The 18,670-nt window shown below is 65.2% G+C and carries 17 protein-coding genes; 9 read left to right on the forward strand and 8 right to left on the reverse strand.

The window, feature by feature from the left end:
- Positions 1-93 precede the first annotated feature (93 nt).
- On the forward strand, positions 94-1,380 hold the full coding sequence (locus LZC95_37055) for a serine/threonine protein kinase (GenBank protein WXA92049.1): 1,287 nt from the start codon (positions 94-96) through the stop codon (positions 1,378-1,380).
- Here LZC95_37055 and LZC95_37060 read toward each other — a convergent pair.
- The 3 genes from LZC95_37060 to LZC95_37070 all read right to left on the reverse strand — a co-directional run bounded on the left by LZC95_37060 (position 1,347) and on the right by LZC95_37070 (position 3,749).
- Positions 1,347-2,657, reverse strand: a complete 1,311-nt coding sequence (locus tag LZC95_37060; GenBank protein ID WXA92050.1) for a sigma 54-interacting transcriptional regulator — start codon at positions 2,655-2,657, stop codon at positions 1,347-1,349. The genes LZC95_37055 and LZC95_37060 overlap by 34 nt on opposite strands.
- 15 nt (positions 2,658-2,672) lie before the next feature.
- The gene (locus tag LZC95_37065; GenBank protein ID WXA92051.1) at positions 2,673-3,179 is read right to left on the reverse strand and encodes a hypothetical protein; all 507 of its coding nucleotides are present in this window, start codon (positions 3,177-3,179) and stop codon (positions 2,673-2,675) included.
- A 159-nt stretch (positions 3,180-3,338) separates the two neighbouring features.
- Positions 3,339-3,749: a PilZ domain-containing protein gene (locus tag LZC95_37070; protein ID WXA92052.1), complete on the reverse strand. Its 411-nt coding sequence runs from the start codon at positions 3,747-3,749 to the stop codon at positions 3,339-3,341.
- A gap of 176 nt (positions 3,750-3,925) precedes the next feature.
- Between LZC95_37070 and LZC95_37075 the strand changes: the two genes are divergently transcribed.
- The 6 genes from LZC95_37075 (at position 3,926) to LZC95_37100 (ending at position 11,431) form a co-directional block, all read left to right on the forward strand.
- Complete coding sequence (locus LZC95_37075; GenBank protein ID WXA92053.1) at positions 3,926-4,372, forward strand: hypothetical protein; 447 nt, start codon at positions 3,926-3,928, stop codon at positions 4,370-4,372.
- Positions 4,373-4,548: 176 nt separating this feature from the next.
- The gene (locus LZC95_37080) at positions 4,549-6,372 is read left to right on the forward strand and encodes a peptidylprolyl isomerase (GenBank protein ID WXA92054.1); all 1,824 of its coding nucleotides are present in this window, start codon (positions 4,549-4,551) and stop codon (positions 6,370-6,372) included.
- A 5-nt stretch (positions 6,373-6,377) separates the two neighbouring features.
- A complete protein-coding gene (locus LZC95_37085) occupies positions 6,378-7,670 on the forward strand; it encodes an insulinase family protein (GenBank protein ID WXA92055.1) in 1,293 nt (430 codons plus the stop codon).
- A gap of 19 nt (positions 7,671-7,689) precedes the next feature.
- Positions 7,690-8,697 carry an isocitrate/isopropylmalate dehydrogenase family protein gene (locus LZC95_37090; protein ID WXA92056.1) on the forward strand — a complete coding sequence of 336 codons (1,008 nt, stop codon included), beginning with the start codon at positions 7,690-7,692 and terminating at the stop codon, positions 8,695-8,697.
- A gap of 92 nt (positions 8,698-8,789) precedes the next feature.
- On the forward strand, positions 8,790-10,514 hold the full coding sequence (locus tag LZC95_37095) for a cation:proton antiporter (GenBank protein WXA92057.1): 1,725 nt from the start codon (positions 8,790-8,792) through the stop codon (positions 10,512-10,514).
- A 134-nt stretch (positions 10,515-10,648) separates the two neighbouring features.
- Positions 10,649-11,431 (forward strand): hypothetical protein, encoded by a 783-nt coding sequence (locus LZC95_37100; protein ID WXA92058.1) that lies wholly within the window; start codon positions 10,649-10,651, stop codon positions 11,429-11,431.
- Between the two features lie 21 nt (positions 11,432-11,452).
- Here LZC95_37100 and LZC95_37105 read toward each other — a convergent pair whose 3' ends face one another.
- The 3 genes from LZC95_37105 to LZC95_37115 all read right to left on the reverse strand — a co-directional run bounded on the left by LZC95_37105 (position 11,453) and on the right by LZC95_37115 (position 14,969).
- Positions 11,453-12,283 (reverse strand): hypothetical protein, encoded by an 831-nt coding sequence (locus LZC95_37105; GenBank protein WXA92059.1) that lies wholly within the window; start codon positions 12,281-12,283, stop codon positions 11,453-11,455.
- Entirely contained in the window at positions 12,280-13,578 is a 1,299-nt protein-coding gene (locus LZC95_37110) for a serine/threonine protein kinase (GenBank protein WXA92060.1), read from the reverse strand. The genes LZC95_37105 and LZC95_37110 overlap by 4 nt, the downstream gene beginning before the upstream one ends.
- An 80-nt stretch (positions 13,579-13,658) precedes the next feature.
- On the reverse strand, positions 13,659-14,969 hold the full coding sequence (locus LZC95_37115; GenBank protein ID WXA92061.1) for a sigma 54-interacting transcriptional regulator: 1,311 nt from the start codon (positions 14,967-14,969) through the stop codon (positions 13,659-13,661).
- A 56-nt stretch (positions 14,970-15,025) separates the two neighbouring features.
- Between LZC95_37115 and LZC95_37120 the strand changes: the two genes are divergently transcribed.
- Entirely contained in the window at positions 15,026-16,075 is a 1,050-nt protein-coding gene (locus tag LZC95_37120; protein WXA92062.1) for a hypothetical protein, read from the forward strand.
- Here LZC95_37120 and LZC95_37125 read toward each other — a convergent pair whose 3' ends face one another.
- Both LZC95_37125 and LZC95_37130 read right to left on the reverse strand, forming a co-directional pair.
- Complete coding sequence (locus tag LZC95_37125) at positions 16,076-17,014, reverse strand: pyridoxamine 5'-phosphate oxidase family protein (GenBank protein WXA92063.1); 939 nt, start codon at positions 17,012-17,014, stop codon at positions 16,076-16,078.
- The gene (locus LZC95_37130) at positions 17,011-17,643 is read right to left on the reverse strand and encodes a glutathione S-transferase (GenBank protein ID WXA92064.1); all 633 of its coding nucleotides are present in this window, start codon (positions 17,641-17,643) and stop codon (positions 17,011-17,013) included. The genes LZC95_37125 and LZC95_37130 overlap by 4 nt, the downstream gene beginning before the upstream one ends.
- Before the next feature lie 91 nt (positions 17,644-17,734).
- Between LZC95_37130 and LZC95_37135 the strand changes: the two genes are divergently transcribed.
- The gene (locus LZC95_37135) at positions 17,735-18,664 is read left to right on the forward strand and encodes a LysR family transcriptional regulator (GenBank protein WXA92065.1); all 930 of its coding nucleotides are present in this window, start codon (positions 17,735-17,737) and stop codon (positions 18,662-18,664) included.
- Positions 18,665-18,670: the final 6 nt, after the last annotated feature.

The following is an 18,670-nucleotide window of genomic DNA, read 5'->3' on the forward strand; positions in this document are numbered from 1 at the left end:
GAACGAGCCAAGGAGGACCGAGCCGCCGCCTCGAAGAGCGGCTCGAAGCGAAGGCGGGTTCCACGACGCGCGTGAGCATCCTATACTCGGAGGATGCCGTCGGCAGTCTCGTACGGCGTCGGTGCCAGTGTGGAGGAACCCGCGCCCGCTCTTCGTTATGAATCGCTGTATCGGATCGGCCGAGGCGGCATGGGCGTGGTCGAAGTGGCGATTCAACACGGCCCGAACAACGCCGCGAAGATCGTCGCGTTCAAACGGCTCTTGCCCGAAGCCTCCCGGGAGGCCCGCCATCGCAACATGTTCCTGCGCGAGGCGCGCCTCGCGGCCATGCTGACGCACCCCAACGTGGTGCGGGCGCTCGACTGCGGCCAGGTCAACGGCGAAGTCTTCATCGCCATGGAGTTCGTCGAGGGCGAGACGCTCTCGAGCATATTCGAGGTGCTGCGCGAGAAAGGCCACCGCGTCGCCCCGGCCGTGGCGGCGCACATCCTTGCGCTCGTTTGCGACGGTCTGCATGCCGCGCACGAGCTTTGCGACGCTAGCGGGGTGAAACTGAACCTCGTCCACCGCGACGTTTCGCCGCACAACGTGATGATCGCGCGCGATGGCGAGGTGAAGCTGCTCGACTTCGGGGTGGCCAAAATCGACGCGAGCGACGTGCTCACGCGCACCGGCGAGGTCAAAGGCAAGGCCGCGTACATGTCGCCCGAGCAGGTGATGAGCGATCCGCTCGACCGCCGCAGCGACCTATACAGCGTGGGCGCGCTGCTCTTCGAGTGCATCGCCGGGCGACGCATGTGGGAAGGCAACGAGATGGACGTCATCCGCGAGCTCACGCAGGGCGAGGCGCCCAGCCTGCAAGCGTGGGCGCCCGATGCTCCGCCCGACCTTTGCCAACTGCATGCGCGGCTTTGCGCGCGCTCGCCCGATCTGCGGCCCGCCACCGCGCGCGATGTGGCCGAGGAGCTGCGCGCCTACGTGATTCGCTGCGGGATGCTGCCCGATCAATGGATGCTCGAGCAGTCGCTCTTCGGGCTGTTCGCGGCGGAGGCCCATCGGCGGCGTGAGACGTTGCGCACGGCGCTGGCCAAGTCGTCCATTCCCGAGGAGCAGAAGCAGCGGCTCATCGAGTCGGTCACCTTCCGGCAATCGGCACCGCGCTCGGTGCGACCTCCCCCGCCTCCCGGTGCGGCACCGGCGCCGGCGATGGCCAATGCCACACCGCCGGATGCGCTCCATGTCCCGCCGAGCTGGGGCCCGTCGCCGGGTGCGCGCGCGCTCGCGCGACGGCGGTATGCGCTTTTGGGTGTCGCGCTCTTCGCCGTCGCGCTGCTGCTCGTCGCCGCCTACTGCTTGTCGATGCTGTACTTGCGCAGGTAAGCGCGCACGTGGTGGCGCTCCATGCCGCTCTGGCGCGCCATCTCGCTGACGTTGCCGCCGGCGCGCTTGGTGAGATCCGTGAAGTACTCGCGCTCGAAGCCCGCGATGGCGTTGCGCTTCGCTTCGCTGAACGCCGTGGCCGGTCCGCTGGGGCGCGCCGCATCGAGCGGCTGCTCGCGCGTGAGCGTGAGCACGTCGTCGATCGCGCCCGGCTCACCGGCAAGCGTCGCCGCAACCGAGGCCACGTTCACCAGCTCGCGCACGTTGCCCGGCCAATCGTGCGAGCCCATGTGCCCTTCGAGCCACGCGATGACCGTCTGCGCATGCTCCGGCTTTCCAACGCGCCGGCACACCTCTTCGACCAGCAAGGGCAAGTCGGAGAGACGCTCGCGCAAAGCGGGCAGCTCGACGCGCACCTGCGCGATGCGGAAGAACAAGTCCGAACGGAAACGCCCCGCGTTCATCTCGCGACCGAGATCGCGCCGCGTGGCCGCGAGAACGCGCACGTCGATGGGCTCGACCTGGCTGCCGCCGACGCGCTTGATCTGCCGCTCGGCGAGGGCGCGCAACAACTTGGGCTGCAGATCCAGCGGGAGCTCGCCCAACTCGTCGAGGAAGAGCGTACCGCCGTCGGCCTCGCCGAGTGCGCCCTTGCGGCGCTCGTGCGCGCCGGTGAAGGCTCCGCGCTCGTGACCGAAGAGAAGGCTCTCGGCGAGCATCGGCGGAATGGAACCGCAGTCGACGACCACGAACGGCCCATTGCGCTGCGGGCTGGCGTCGTGCACCGACTTGGCCACCACCTCTTTGCCCGTGCCGGTCTCACCCAAGATGAGAACGCTGAGCGAGGTGGGCGCCACCTTCTCGAGGATGCTGAACACCCGCCGCATGCGCGGCGAGTTGCCGACGAGCGAGCCGAAATGGTTGGAAAACCCGACGTCGACCCGGCGCTTGGCCGCAGGCTCGATCACCAGGCGCGAGCTACCAACGGTGAGCTCCGAGACGGTCGTGACGATGGCCTCTTTGACGCGAACCAGGCCGATGAACGTGCCGTTGGTGCTGCCGAGATCGCGAACCAGGATGCCTTCGTTGACCGCACGGAGCTCGCAGTGGATGCTGCTCACCTCCGGATCGGGAATGGAAATCTGAGCTCCCTCGTCGCGCCCGATGACGATCGGGTCGACGTCCACCGTCAGGTTTTTCCCGTCGGGCGTGCGCACCGAACCGCCGCGAACGAACCAGTGGAGCACACGAGCTTTGGTGGCGTGGTTTTCGTCCATTTGCGAGGCCCCCAGTCAGTGTGATTGCGTACCGCTTGCGTGACCACCTTCTTCGATCGGCTCCTCGTAAACCTTGAGGGGCTCGAGATTGGCGAGGACTTCGGGACGGATCCCCACGCCGCGATCGGAGAAGAACAGGTCGTTTTCGTCGAGATTTGCGCGTTGCTGCGCGATGAACAAGATGGGATCGCCGTTGCGCGTGTACCCGAGCTGCACCAACGTGCCTTTCGGCCACGACCCGCCGTCGAACGTCAGGTCCTTGCGCAACATGTAAAAGCCTTCATTCGGCATACGCGTCAAGCTCTCGGCCCACGACAGCCCGCGAAACGGAATGCCCGCACCGTGGAAGTGCCAGCGATTCATGATGTTGTGGTCGGGCGCAATCACGACCGGAAGTCCGGAGTCCGAGTGATTATGAAAGTAAACGAGGACCCCGGCGGGGATCTCGCTCTCGTGCTCCGGCAGCGGCTTGGTAGTGCGGTAGAGGCCGCAGTTCGGAAGAATATTCTTGACGCTTGCCATGACCGTCGACTGTAGCACTGCGGCAATCGGTCGTTCTACTGCAACTCTTCCCGTTCCCCCCGTACACGTACCCGTCCCGGTCCGTCCTCGAAGGCCGGCATCCGGGGGTCGTCGGAACGGGTATGGCGGGTATGAGGGCCAGCGCCTGCCCGGGAGGGCTTAGATCTCCGGAGTCTCGGCAGCTTCCGCGGCGGCGGCTTCCCCGACGGCCGTCCCGGAGGGGGTCAGGAACTCCACCCCGACGATGAGCCCGTCGGCCTCCTCCTGAACCCAGACGATTCGACCGCGGCGCGTCATGGGGGCGTTGCCCACTTCACCGATGGTGATCTCGAACTCGTCCCCGAGTTCCACGCTTTCCTCGAGGATGCAGCGAATTCCACCGCGGCTCACGTTGAGCGCCCAGCCGTCGAGAAGCGGCGCATTCGCGGGATCCGCATCCGGCGGCGCATTCGGATCGAGTTTTCGCAGCTGAATGCGCTCGCTGACCTCACGTCGCACGTCACTGCGTCGCAGGGGCGTGCCGTCGGCGGGGACGCCCTGCATGGGGGTGAGGCTCCTACGGTTTTTCACAGCTTGCACCATCATAGCAGGGGCTCTCGCGTCTCCGTGCGCTATAGAGCTACGCTTCCGATCGGGGTTTGCTTCCCCGGCGCGCAGCCCTATATAGTCCTACATAGCCCCACACCAGCGGAAATACCTCCCCTTGACTACCTCGGGCTCTTCCGAGACTATTTCAAGATCGGGGGATGCGAAGGACGGAGCCGAAGTCGTTGACCCCCCAAGAACTGAAAAAAGCTCTCATTGTCGCGGGCTTCGAGGTCTACCGCACCTATGGCGACGAGGTCGTTCTGGCCGATCGGGTTCGTGACAACCTCATCCTTGACTCGGGCGTGCGCGTCCGGAGCGGCTCCCAGCTCGAGATTCGCCTCATCATGGGGCTGCGGCGGAGCCAGTACCCCGTCGACGACGAGCCGACCTTGTTCAACCGGGTTCGCCAGCTCGCCGCGCCGCTGCTTTCCGAGGGATTTCTCGAGGTCAACACCACCGTCTCCCCGGTGAGCGACCCGGCTGACGCATCGCATACGCTCGATACGTTCTACGAGGTGGTTTTCGCGAAAAAAATCGCCAGCCTCGAAGAGTCCGGCCTCCGCCTGGCACTCAAAGTCGCCAAAATGGCCGAATCGAGGCATTAGGCAGGTTTTGGGGGGCTCCGCCGCCGATTGGTCAGGTTTTGGGGGGGCTCCGCCGCCCCACGCCCCCGAGAGACGGTTAGGGAAAAAGGCGGAGAGGCGGGTTAGGGACGAGCTTCACTAAGCCCTATCCCCTCATCCCTAACCCCTCGAAAACGTGGTATTGCCCGCGGGCTCCTATGCTCGATCTGTTCCGAAAGAAGGGCGTCACGTCCTTCATCTATGGCGCCATCATCATTGGCATGGTCCTGGTGTTCGTGCTCGAGTTCGGGCCGTCCGCAGGACAGAAGAAGGCCTCGTTCTCCACGGCGTGCGTGGCGAACGTCAAAGGGCGCTGCATCGACCCGAAGGATTTCTCGGGCGCGTACCGCCTTCTCATCCCGCGCGATGAAGATGGCGTGCGCCGGGCCAAACAAATGGGCCTGCGCCGGGTCGCCCTGGATGGCCTGATCGAGCGCGAGCTCCTGGTGAGCGAGGCCCAGCGCCTCGGCCTTACCGTCACGAAGGAGGAGCTCGACGACACGATTTACGATGGCTTCATCCACGTGAGCGTGCCCGCGGAAAATCCGCAGGTGGCCTACCAGCTTCGCATCGGCGACGGCCGCATGTACGCGGGCTTCAAGGATCCGAAGACGAAGCGCTTCGACCTGAACGTCTACAAGCGAACCATCCGCAATTTGATGGGGCGCTCGGAGATCGAGTTCCGCGAGGAACAGGAGCACGAGCTTCTCGCCGCCAAGATGCGCGACGTGATCCGCGCGCCGGTGCGCGTGAGCGAGGTCGAGGCTCTGGAGGCGTACATCAGCGAGAAGAGCTCGGCCACGGTGGAGCATGTCGCGGTGAAGACGTCGTACGCCGGGAAATACGGCGTGCCGGTGACCGACGCCGATGTCTCCAAGTGGGCCGCGGACAAGGAGAACGAGAAGCAGATCACCGCGTTGGTGGATGCGCGCAAGGAAGACGCGAAGCCCAAGCCGAATGTCATTCGTCACATCCTCGTGCGCGTCGAAAAGGGCGCGACGCCGGAGCAAAAAGGCATCGCACTCGGCAAGCTCGCCGAGGCCGCGGCGCGCATCAAGAAGGGCGAAGCGTTCGCGGACATCGCGCGTGAGTACTCGGCCGATCCGGGAAGCGCCGCGCGCGGCGGTGACGTGGGCACCGAGACGAAGGGCTTCGTGACGCCGTTCAAGAACGCGGCGGACGCGCTCAAGCCGGGCGAGATGACCACGAAGGCCATCGAGACGCAGTTCGGTTACCACCTCATCGCCAAGGACGATCCGGCGAAGGCGGCGGAGATCGAGGCGGCGCTGAAGAAGGACGCGGCGCGCGAGCTCTACGTCAAAGGCAAGGCGCTCGAGGCGGCGAAGGACATCGCGAACAAGATTCAGGCGGGCCTCAAGGCCGGCAAGAACGCCGACGACGCGATCCGCGAGGCGACGCTCATGTTGAAGCGCCCCACGTCGGCCATTCCCCTGCTGCCCGTGCAGTCCGAGGAGCCCGCTGCGGCGGACGCGGGTGCGCCGAAGACGGACGCGGGCGCGAAGGATGCCAAGGACGGGAAAGACGCGAAGGCTGCGGTCGCCCAGAAAGAGCTGACGCCGGAAAACGATCCGGATCGGCCGAAGCTGGAGACGTCCAGCTCGTTCAACCGCGGCGGCGATCCCATTCCGGGCCTGTCGCCGGAGACGTCGCAGAAGGTGCTGGCGTTTGCCTTCGAGGGCAAAGCAGGGGAGCTTTATGCAGAGCCGCTGCGCACCGACGACGGGTTCACCGTGATTCGTCTGAAGGAGCAGAAGACCGCGACGAAGGACGAGTTCGAGAAGGATCGCGATACGTACATGCAGACGCTTCTCGCCGGAAAGCAGACCGAGGCCCTCGCGGTGTACGTGAAGCGCCTGCGCGAGGCTGCGAAGAACGAGATCAAGATCGACGAGAATTACTTGAAGGATCCCAACGCCCGCGACGGCGGCGTCCCGCAGGATCTGGACGAAGAGGGTCCCTGAAAGAAGTGAGCTCCACGGCGTTTCGTACCGTCGTTCTCGACAATGGGCTGCGTGTCGTTGCGGTACCGCAGCCCCAACTCCACCGCGCGCATGCAGCGCTCTACGTCCGCGTCGGCTCCCGCTACGAGACCGCGGAGAACAACGGGCTGAGTCATTTCCTCGAGCATATGCTCTACCGAGGCACCGACCGGCTGAAGAACGCGCACGAGGTGAACCTCGAGTTCGAGCGGCTGGGCGGGTATCTCTACGCGGCCACGCAGACGGACTTCGGTGTCTTCTCGGTGACCTTGCCGCCCGAATCGCTGGCGGCGGCGTGCGGGCTTTTCAGCGAGGTCATGCACCGCCCCGCGTTCTGCGACATCGAGATCGAGAAGGGCATCGTCTGCGAGGAGATCCTGGAGGACCTCGACGACGAAGGCCGCCAGGTCGACGCGGACAATCTTTCCCGCGCGCTCATCTATGGCTCGCACCCGCTCGGCTTCACCATCACGGGCGGCGAAGAGAACGTGCGCAGCTTCAACGAGACGATGCTGCGCGAGCACTATGCGCGGCACTACACCGCGGCGAACTCGGTGCTCGTGTTCTCGGGCGCGGTCGACGCCGATACGGCCATCGAGCTCGGTGCCAAGAATTTCAGCGATCTGCCGCGCGGGGAGCGCATCGTGGCGACGCCGCCGCCGGTCACGCAGAAAAAGCCGCGCCTGCGCATCGTGGAGAACATGTCCAGCCAGACCGAGCTGCGCGTGTGTTTCCGCACCATCTCCGAGAAGGCCAAGGAGCGGCCCGCGATGGACATGTTCATGCGCGTCATCGACGACGGCATGTCGACGCGGCTGTACCACCGCATCTGCGACTCGCAGGGGCTTTGCTACGACGTGGGTGCCTCGTTCGACGGCTACGAGGACGACGGCGTGGTGGATTTCGTTGCCGGCGCACAACACGCGCGGACGACGCGCGTCACGCAGGAGATGCTCGCCTTGGTGCGCGAGCTCGCCGAAGAGGGCCCCACGGAGGAGGAGCTCGTCAAAGCGCGTCAAAGGCACGTGTGGGAGCTTTCGGGCCTGCGCGATTCGACGGAAGACCTCGCCGCATTTTACGGCACCGGGTACTTGTTCGACCGCGTCGAAACCCCGGAAGAGCGCCACGAAAAGCTGGCCGCTGTCACCGCCGACGACGTGCGCGCCATTGCGCGGTTCATCGCACAACCGGAGCGGCTCAACGTCGTCGCTGTCGGCCTTCTCGAGAACGACGAGGACAAGCGACTGACCGATCTAGTCAAAGGGTACAAGTTCAAGTAGAGACCTTCTCGCTGTTCTTATGACCCACACCATTACGCTCATCCCGGGAGACGGAATCGGACCTGAAGTCAGCCGCGCGACGCAGGTCGTGCTCGAGGCTTCGGGCGTCAAGATCGACTGGGAGGTGCAGCACGCAGGTGCTGCCGTCGCCGAGACGCAGGGCACGACATTGCCCAACAGCGTGCTCGAGTCGATCCGGCGCAACAAGGTGGCGCTCAAGGGCCCCATCGGGACGCCCATCGGCAAAGGGTTTCGCTCGGTCAACGTCACCTTGCGGCAGGCGCTGGACCTTTATGCGAACGTGCGGCCCGTCAAAAGCCTGCACGGCGTGGAGCCCCGGTTCGAGGGCACGGACATCGTCATCGTCCGCGAGAACACCGAAGACCTGTACGCGGGCCTCGAGCTCATCATCATGCCGGGCGTCGCGCAGTCCATCAAGCTCATCACCGAGCGGAGCTGCACGCGCATCTGCGAGTACGCGTTCGACTACGCCGAGCGCCTCGGGCGCAAGCGCGTCACCGTGGTGCACAAGGCGAACATCATGAAGCTCTCCGACGGCCTGCTGCTCGAGAGCTTCCGCAAGGTCGCACTCAAGCACCCGAAGATCGAGCCGGCGGAGATGATCGTCGATGCGTGCGCCATGCAGATGGTGCGCAACGCCAACAAGCTCGACGTGATCGTCACCGAGAATCTCTACGGCGACATCCTCAGCGATTTGGGCGCGGGCCTGGTCGGCGGCCTGGGCATCGTGCCGGGCGCCAACATCGGCCACGAGGCGGCCGTCTTCGAGGCCGTGCACGGCAGCGCCCCGGACATCGCTGGCAAAGGCCTGGCGAACCCCACGGCCCTGATCCAGAGCGCCGTGATGATGCTCCACCACATTGGCGAGAGCACGGCGGCCCAAAAGATCGACCGCGGGTTGATCTCGCTCTACGAGCGCAGCGAAATCCGCACGGCGGATTTGGGCGGATCGTCCTCGACGGAAGAATTTACGGAAGCGCTCTGCAAGGCCGTCGCTACGGCGTAGGGGTTTAGGGTCGGAGAGACGAGACCTGCTGCTCTCTGAGCTAATCCCTAACCCCTAACCCCTAACCCCTACCCATGTGATATCCGTACTTTGTGACGGAGCATGACGCGCTCATTTTCCTCGTAGCCCTGGCCACGTTGCTGGGCATGGCGCGGCTGCTGGGGGAAGTAGCACGCGCCTTCGGTATGCCGCTGGTCGTTGGCGAGCTCATCGCTGGCGTGTTGCTCGGGCCGACGGTGCTCGGTCGCGCGCTTCCCGACGTCTTTCAGTGGCTCTTTCGGCAATCGACTCCACAGAAGATGCTCGGTGCCTACACCACCGTGGGCGTGGTCTTGCTCCTCGTGGTGGCGGGCCTGGAGGTCGACCTCGGGATCGTGCGCAGACGCGGGAGAAGCGCGGCATTCACGAGCCTCCTCGGGATGATACTGCCACTCGCGGGCGGCATTTTGCTCGGCTTCATGCTGCCGGATTCGGACATGAAGAACCCGAACCAGCGGCTTCTTTTCGCGCTGTTCATCGGCGTGGCGCTGTCCATCTCGGCCTTGCCGGTCATCGCCAAGACGCTGCTCGACTTGGGGCTCTTCAAGACCGACCTCGGGCTCCTGGTCATGTCCGCCGCGATGATCGACGACTCCGTCGGGTGGGTCGCCTTCTCGATGCTCGTCGGCCCCATGCAGGGCAACTCCGTGGAGTTCCACAAGCTGCTCACCATGGGCGGGCTGTCCTTGGTCTTCGTGGCGGGCACCCTCACGGCGGGGCGGCGCGGGATCGATCGCTTGCTCACGCGATTCGCGGACGAGTTGCACGGCGGGCGCGTGCTTTCGCTGGTGATTTTGCTCGCTCTCATCGGAGCGGCCATCACGCAAGCCTTGGGCATCCACGCCGTGCTCGGCGGGTTCGTCGTGGGTGTGGCCATCGGCGACAGCCCGAGCTTGCGCGAGCAGACGCGCGCGACGATCCACGAATTCGTCACCAACGTCTTCGCCCCGGTGTTCTTCGCATCGCTCGGATTGAAGGTCGACTTCATTCATGCCTTCGACTTTCGCCTTTGCGCGCTCGTCTTCGCCGTGGCCAGCGTGGCCAAGGTGCTCGGGTGCTCGGTGGGCGCGCGCGCGGGTGGCCTGGGCTGGAGAGAATCCATCGCCGTGGGCTTCGGCCTGAATGCGCGCGGGGCCATGGAGATCATCCTCGCGCTGCTCGCGCTCGAGGCGGGCTTGCTCAAGGAGCAGCTCTTCGTCGCGCTGGTGGTGATGGCGTTGTGCACGTCGCTGCTGGGCGGGCCAGCCATGAAGCGCCTTCTCTATCGGGCGCAGGAGGAAGACGTGGTGGCGCTGCTCCGGCGCGGCGGGTTCGTGGCGAGGCTCAATGCCACCACATCGCGCGGGGCCATCGAGGAGCTGGTTCAGATCCTCGAACCGCGCCTCGGGCACCTCGCCGCGCACGCGCGCAACCAGGTGCTCGAGCGCGAGCAGATGGCCCCCACCGGCCTGGGAGACGAGGTCGCGGTGCCGCACGCGGCCATCGAAGGTCTCGAGGAGCCGATGCTCGCCCTGGGTCTGTCGTCCGACGGCATCGACTTCGATGCGCCCGATGGGAAGCCGGCGACCATCGTTTTCTTGTTGTTGCTCGCACCACGTCGACTCGACGAAGAGGTGCGCGTGCTGGCCTCCATTGCGCGTTCCGTCATCGATCCTCGAGCGCGCGAGCAGCTCATGGAAGCCCGCGAGACCGAGCAAGTGCTCAAGGTATTGGCCGAAAGCGCGCAGCGCATTGCCGAAGAACGACGCGCGCGCGGTCCTGCACTCGCGGACATTTGAATTCCGTCCTGGTCTGATGAATGGGATCTACCCATGCACTCTGCATTGTTTTCGTGCGAAACCATGCATGCACAAGCTCCTGAATCGAGGGCACGACAGGTGCAGTGAGAGGCCTCCGAACAAGGAGGTCTCTTATGAAGCGAAATCGTTTCTTGGGTCTGTTTGCATCGTGCCTCGTTGCAGCACCTCTCCTGTTTGGCTCACTCGTGGGGTGCGCTTCCGCCGACGACCCGCGCGAAGGCGACGAAATGGAATCGTTCGAGGAAGCAGCGCTCGACGGCGCCGATGAAGCGCATTTGGCCGATGAATTTCCGCCGGCCAGCGAACTATCCGGTGATCCTGCCGATCTGGTGGATCACTTTCTCGATACGCCGGAAGACGATAATTCGATTATCAGCGAAGACACGGATACCGCGAGCGCCGACGATGTCAGCGTGACGGCGGCCGCCGCGGCGAAACCGCTTTTGCGCGCCGGATTGCATCAGAAGGCATCGGACGCTTTGCGCAAGGTCGGTGTTGCGGCTTCGCGCATCACGCAGACGATTGGTAATGCATCGGCGTCGGCGGGTACGCACAAGGCCGACGGTACCGCGAATGGAAAGAAGTATTGCGCCGCAACGGATATTTCGGTGCGCAATCTGAGCGACGCGCAGGTGAAGACGCTCGTATCCAAGTTGGATTCGGCCGGCTTCGCGGCCTTTTTTCGCAATCCAGGGAAGGATGGCTGGCCGGCGAATCAAGCTCGCCACATCCATGCCGTCTTCGCCGGCGTGAAGATGAAGGCTTCCCTTCGGGCGCAAGTGCAGGACTTCCTCGTGGACAAGAATGGCCTCGCGAGCCACGGACCGTACAAGTTCTACAAAGCCACCAAAGCCCAAAAAGACAACGTCCGCAAAATCTTCAACGCCGCCAACTAACCCCCAACCCCCAACCCCTCACTAACGACGGGCCCCCGCGCGTGATTCGGCGGGGGCGGCGTTGTTACGGGTCACCAGCCAGACGACGGCGGTGGCCACGGCGGCGACGCCGACTCCGATGAGGATGTCGCCCACGACCAATTTCGTCTTGGCGCTCGACACGTCGTCCTCGCTGCACGAATGCGTGGGGGCGCAGCTCGAACCGAGATCGCTGTGCGCGTTGGTGCCGGCGATCCAAAAGCCGGTACCGACCCCCAACGCCGCGACGCCCGCACCGCCGAGGACCCATGGCCAAGGCGAATGCGAGGCTTGCGCGGGAGGCGGCTCGGACGATGGCAGTTTGTCGAACGACGGCACGACCGGGACGTTCCGATTCGCCAGACGAAACTGCAGGTGGCGATTGCGCTCCCCTTCCCGCACCACCACGTTTTGCTCCACGCGCTCGGTGCCTTGCACGTACGCCACGATGTGCGAGCCAGGGTCCACGTTGACGGCCCGGCCCTCCATCGCGCCTGCGAGTTCTTCGCCGTCGGAGAAGATGGCGCCGTCGTGCACGTCGTTGCCTTGAGCATCCACGACTTGAAAGACCATGCTGGGCATGGCCTCGCCAATCTCGCCGAGCCATTTGCCGCAGTCGCGACGAATGACCCCCGGGCAGTCCGGCGCGATGCAGTGTGCGAATCGCTCCGAGGCCGCGCGCAGTGCGCCGGTCGCACGCAGCTTTTGGCCGGAGACGGCGGCGTCGGTGCAACGGGCCACGGCGCGGCTATTTCCTGCGGCAAACACCGGTGCCGCGTGAAACGAAGAGACGGCGATCAAGAGTGCGGCAATCGGTCGTGGTGACCGCGTCATTGGAAGCACTCTTGCTTGTACTGGCGAATGCCTTTCGAGTCGATCACGAACGGAGGATCGCACGCATCGTCGCGACGTGTCCCCGTCGAGGACGGACTCACCGCGGTAGGCACCGCCGCTCGCTTTTTTGCGGCGCGGGCAGAGGATACCGTCGGCGGCATGGGCGGCGCGAGTTCCGGAGCGGGCGGGGCCGGTTGTTGCGCAACGGGCGTGGGCGTGGGCGTTGCCGGAGAAGGAGGGGGCGCCACGTCGCTGCCCACCCGTTGCACTTCGGCCGAAATCGGTGCGGACCATGCCAACAGCGAGCGCCCCAAGAATGCGAGCGATCCCACGAGGAGCACCAGGGCCCCCGCGCCCATCACGAAGGGGAGCGTGCGCTTGGCCGTTCGTTTGCGCTCGTCGCGGATGATTTCGGCCATGCGGGAGGCGCGCTCGCGCAACTTGTCGCCGAGCAACTCCACGGTCCACGCGCCCACTTCGTCGGCGCTCGCAATGTTGGAGGGACCGAGCACGCGCTCGATGGCCGCGCCGAATTCCTCTGCGCTTTCGTAGCGCTGCTCGGCAACGACGGCGAGCGCGCGCGCGATCACCTCGTCGAGCTCCGGTGCGATGCCGCCCACCAAGCTGCTCGCCGGCGGAATCTTCGGGTTGAGCGCCTGCCCAATGAGCTCGGCCTCGTCTTTTCCTTTGAAGGCGCGCTCGCCAACCAGCGCCTCCCAGAACACCAGGCCCGCGGCAAAGAGATCCGCGCGCAAGGTGACGTCGCCGCCAATTTGCTCCGGCGCAAGGTAGGCGAATTTGCCTTTGACGTTGCCCGCACGGGTGGCGTGCAGCCGACCATTGGCCTTGGCCACGCCGAAGTCCACCAAGCGCGTGACGCCGTTCGAGCCCACGAGAATGTTCTCCGGCGTCACGTCACGATGGACCAAGTGGAGCGCGTTGCCCGCTTCGTCGCGCGCGTTGTGCGCGGCATGAAGTGCTCGCAGCACATCGAGAAGTACGGCCGCGGCGATGCGCACGGGAATGGCGCGCTGTTGCTTTTTCGCCGCGGAGAGGAGGTGCCGGAGTGATTCCCCGTGCACGTACTCCATCACGAGGATCATGTGCTCGCCGTCGTAGGCGAAGTCGACGACCGGGATGACGTTGGGGTGATGGGCCAGTCGGGTCAGCCGAACTTCGTCCAGCAACATGGCGACGCTGGCAGGATCGCGTGCATGCTCTGCGTGAAGTTGTTTGACGGCAACGGACTTCGGTTCCGATCCATCGCGTAGAACTCCGAAGTGAACGGAGCCCATTCCCCCCATCCCTAGGGGTTCGTAGAGCGCGTAGCGCCCGACAACCCGAGGTCGCGGAGCACGCATATACCGAGATTACCTCACGCTTTGTTCTTTGCCAGGAGCATATGGAAGTAGCGCCTCGTGAGCCCCGAGGCCGCTGCGGCGCGCGTGACGTTGCCGCCGTGCTCACGCACCGCGCGTTCCACGAAACGCCGCTCGAATTCCCGAATGACACGTTGCCGCGCGCTGGGCATTGCAAGCCCCATGGTGAGAACGTGATCCAGATAGTCCGCGGGCTTGTCGCGATCCGGAGCCCGCGTGGAAGCAATCTCGGTTTCGTCGCCGAGCACGGTCGCACGCGACACGGCATGCTCCAGCTCTTGCACGTTGCCCGGCCACGGGTGACGCCCGAGTTGCAGGACGAGGCGCTTCGGGATCTCCCCCGCGCCACCGAACAGCTTCCAGAAATGACGAGCGATGAGCTCGACATCGCCGTGCCGTTGACGGAGCGGCGGGACCTGAATGCGCGCGCCGGCGAATCGGAAGAGGAGCTCTTCGCGGAACTTCTTCTCCTCCACGAGGCGGTCGAGGTCGTCGCGGGTGGTGGCGATGAAACGGACGTTCGCGCGAATCGCATCGATCTCGCCCTCACGCCGGAGCTCGCCGCGATCGAGGATGGTGGCCAAGCGAGACTGCGCCTGCAGCCCGAGCTCGCCAATCTCGTCGATGACCAAGGTGCCACCACGCGCTTGCTCGAGTGCACCTGGCCCGCGCGGACCACCGAACAGCGCCTCGAGGGCCGCACCCTCTTCGTGGGCGGCGCAGTCGAAGACGACGAAGGGCGCGGCCGCACGCGGTCCGGTTTCGTGCATCGCTTCTGCGAGGAGCTCTTTACCGGTTCCCGTTTCGCCTTCCAGGATGACGGGCAAGGTCGAATTGGCCAATGCCTCGCACGCGGCAAAGAGGCGCTGCATGGCTTGGCTCTTCCCGAGAACGCGTCCGAAGCGATCGCGCTCGAGCGCGTCCATGCGAATCTCGCCCGCCCGCGCAACGCGCAGCACCGAATCGCCGAGCTCGATGGCCTCGCCACCTTCGAGCAATGCTTCCACCACTCGCGCACCGCCGATGCGTGTGCCGTTGGTCGACTGCAGATCGACCAACCGAACGACATTGCCTTCCGCGGTGAGCGAAAGGTGCCGCCGGGACACACGCGGGTCCGGAATGGCAAGTTCACAGACTTGGCTTTGGCCGACCAGCGCCTGTGGCGCCTTGTTCCAATCCAAAACGAGGGTTTTTCCCGTTCCGGGACCACCTACGACGCGCAACACATAGAGAGGCGCCGTGGACGACGCGCTCGGAGTCTTGTCCGCAACGGTCGATAGTTCTTCATTCCGATCATCACCCGCCATGATCCGCACTGTAGCCTGTGATGTCACGATCCGCGTAGGCTGTCCGAACAAAGCGCATGAATCATAAAGCGACGGCCGGTTTGCTCATCGGAATGGCGGTGGTGGCGGGCTGCTCCGTTATGACCAGCTTCGATGGCTACACTGCCTCCGATGTAAGCTGCGACCCACTTCGATGGCCCAGTCGACCAAACGACGGGTCGGGCGGCACGCGAACGCTCTTTGGTGCCACTCGGCAAATCCTTCTTGCCGATCCCGACGCGGGGACCGACCCCGGATTGGATCTCGATGGTCTTTGCACGTGCCCGCAGGCCGGGTCGTGCGTGCCCCCGACGGGCGCCAAAGCGGGCTGCGACAATGGAAGCCGCGGAGTGGACAACAACGGGGGAGCCTTGTTCGGCGCGCTGTTCTCCAATGTGCAGGGCTTGCAACAGGAGATCGTCCACGGTCAGCACGGCATTGTCGTGCGCGTCGATCGGTACAACGGCCAGGCGAACGATCCCGATGTGATTGCGTCGATTTACAACGTCGTCGGCGTCGATGGAAAGACGGATGGCGGGGCGTCGGCCAAGTTCGATGGGACGGATTCGTTCATCGTCGATTCGGATTCGGTCATCAGCGACGGCGAGCTGCAATCGAAATACTTCGATGAGCAGGCGTACGTGGCCAACAATGTATTGGTCGCGACCATCCCGTCATTTCGGCTGCGGCTCATGATCCCTCCCTCGGACAGGTCCAACGCGGAGGAGGTGATCGAGGAGATCAAGGGCGTGCAACTCGTGGGACGCATCGAACCCGAGGGGGCCGGCCTTCGCATCCAACGTGCCGTGCTCGCAGGCCGCATTCCGCTCGCGACGATGTTTCTCCACGCGGGCAGCGGCAGTGTGTGCTCGGATGCAGGCGTCTTCGACTTCATCAAGCCAAGGGTGTGCGGCGCGCTCGATCTGCCGGCCGACCCGCAAGCAAACCGCGGAACGACATGCAATGCGCTCTCGTTCGCGCTCCTGCTTGACGTCGCCCCCGCGCAGGCTCCCAGCGGGGCGAAGACGATAACGTCGACCGGTCCCTCGTGCCCGCCGACCGACGTTCGCTGCGACGATTCGCCCTAGTTAGCGCTGCGGCCAAGAGCCCGTTGCGGGAAGCTCGCGTGCTTGCTCGGGGGCCGACCAACGAAGGGGAACGGCGTCGGGCTGAAAGAGACCCGACGTGACGCGGAAGCGTACGAAACGCTGGGCACCGGCAAAGGCGGCCAGTGCGGGATCCTCCCAGAGGATCTCGGATTCGCCGAGGAGCGAGAGGCAGTTGCCGGTGTCGAAGTCGATGAACAGCAGGCTGCTGCGCGGATTCTGGGCGATGTTGCCGAGGGTGTTGAAGTAGAAATTGCCCCGGAATTCCGGCCACGTGAGCACGGTGTCGCCATCGTGCTCTTCACGGCGCACGAAGCCGGGTTTGCCGCCGCGGTGCGAGACATCGAGTCCCTCGCTCGGGTCGGCGGCGGCGGTGGCGATGAAGAAGGTGTCGGAGCGCTCGACCATGGCGCTGGCCTCGGCCGAGATGCGCGCGCCCTCGGGCGTTGGGGAGCCAGAGCTTTGCGCGGGGTCGCGCACGAAGGAGTGCGCGCGCGATTGGATGTACTGCGGGCAATTGCCGAAGCTTTGGTCGACGTGGACGGTGAAGCCTCGGTCGTCGATGGCGGTGATGGTTCCGTTCATCCGGTTGCGACGGCGCGTCTCCAGCTGAATGCCGAGAAGGCCGATGGGCGCGCCCACGCTCAAAGCGACAGACGCGCTCGGAAACGCATCGATGCGCAAGGTGCGCGGGTCGGGTGAGTGCGCGAAGCCGGGACGGCCCACGAGAAGGGACGCACGCGGATGCATCGACGCGTCGTGGGCCGAGAGGAGCATGAAAGGCAGCTGGACGAAGAAGTCGCGGTGCTGATCGGGCATGTAATCGCGGATGATTTTGCCGCCGATGGCCTCGATCTTTTCGCGAACGCCGGCGCGCTCCTGAATGGCGCGTTCGCCGGCGTGAAAGGGCGAGGAGCTCATGCAGCCGGCACCGGAGAGCGCTGCATCGGCACGAAGCCGGGCAGCCCCTCCACGCGCGCAAGCCATGCGCGCAGGTTGGGGTACGCATCGAGCGGCACGGCCCCCTCGGGCGCATGCGCGGTGTACGTGTATATGGCCACGTCGGCCAAGGTTACCGCATCGCCCACGAGCCAGTTGCGTCCTGCGAGCGAGGCCTCCATCACGGCGAAAAGCTGTTCCGACGCGGCCTTGGCGCGCGCATGGTCGTACTTCGCGCCGAAGACATGCACCAGGCGCGCAACCGCCGGCCCGTACGCGAGGGGACCGGACGCGGCCGACAGCCAACGCTGCACCTGGGCCGCGCGCTCCGGATCGGCCGGAAGCCATCGGTGATCGGCATCGTAACGAGCCGCGAGGTACACGAGGATGGCATTGCTGTCGGCCACGGTCACGTCGCCGTCTTCGATGACCGGCACCTGACCGAAGGCATTCTTGGCGAGAAACCCGGGCGTCTTTTGCTCACCCTTGGCCAGATTCACCGGAACGCGCTCGAACGGCAGGCCCAAGAGCGAGAGAAACAGCTCCGCGCGGTGCGCGTGCCCGGAAAGGGGGAAGTGGTAGAGGCGAATGGGGGCGGCAGGTCGAGTCATGCCCCAGACAATGGGCACGCCAGGGCCGGTGCAGAATCGCCACCGCCGACAAAGAACCATTTCACCCGGCGCAATAGTAGAACGGTGGGTCGTGGATCGATTGGAGGCGATGCGGGTTTTCGTGACGGTGGCGGAGATGCGCGGTTTTGCCCCGGCGGCGCGGCGTCTTTCCATGTCGCCCGCCGCCGTGACGCGGGCGGTGTCGGCGCTGGAGGAGCGACTCGGCACGCGTTTGCTCCGGCGCACCACGCGGGTGGTGCGGCTCACCGATGCGGGGGCGCGCTACTTGGCCGACTGCAAGCGCATCCTGGGTGAGATCGAAGAAGCCGAGGCAGGGGCGGCTGGCACCGAGGGCGAGCCGCGCGGAATGTTGAACGTAACCGCGTCCGTCAACTTCGGGCGCATGTTCGTCGCGCCCATCGTGCTCGGGTTTCTCGAGCGGCATCCGCGCATCTCCGTGCGGATGCTCTTGGTCGACCATGTGGTGCACCTGATCGAGGAGGGAATGGACGTGGGGATCCGCATCGCGCATCTGCGCGACTCGGCGCTGCGCGCAGTGCGCGTGGGGACGGTGCGGCGGGTGGTGTGCGCGTCGCCGGAGTACTTGGCCAAGCGCGGGACGCCGCGGACACCAGCGGATTTGATTCAACACGATACGATTGGCTTCTCGAACATCAATCCGACGCGGAACTGGTCCTTCTCGACGGGGTCGAAGACGGAAACCGCGGAGCCGGAGACCCGCCTCTTCGTCAATGCAGCAGACGTGGCGATTGCAGCGGCCAAGGCCGGGCACGGGCTCACGCGCGTGCTCTCGTACCAGGTCGATCCGGAGGTGCGCACAGGGCAGCTTCGGGTGGTGCTGGATGCTTTCGAGCCACCCGAGGTGCCGATCCACATCGTCTACCCGGACGCGCGGCGGGCGACCTCGAGCGTGCGCGCCTTCGTGGATTACGCGACGGAGCGGCTTCGGGCGGTGGCGCAGAGCGGTGCGTTCGGGACGAAGTACACGAAAACGAGATAGTACGGG

This window comes from Sorangiineae bacterium MSr12523 (assembly GCA_037157775.1).
GTDB lineage: Bacteria > Myxococcota_A > Polyangia > Polyangiales > Polyangiaceae > Pendulispora > Pendulispora brunnea.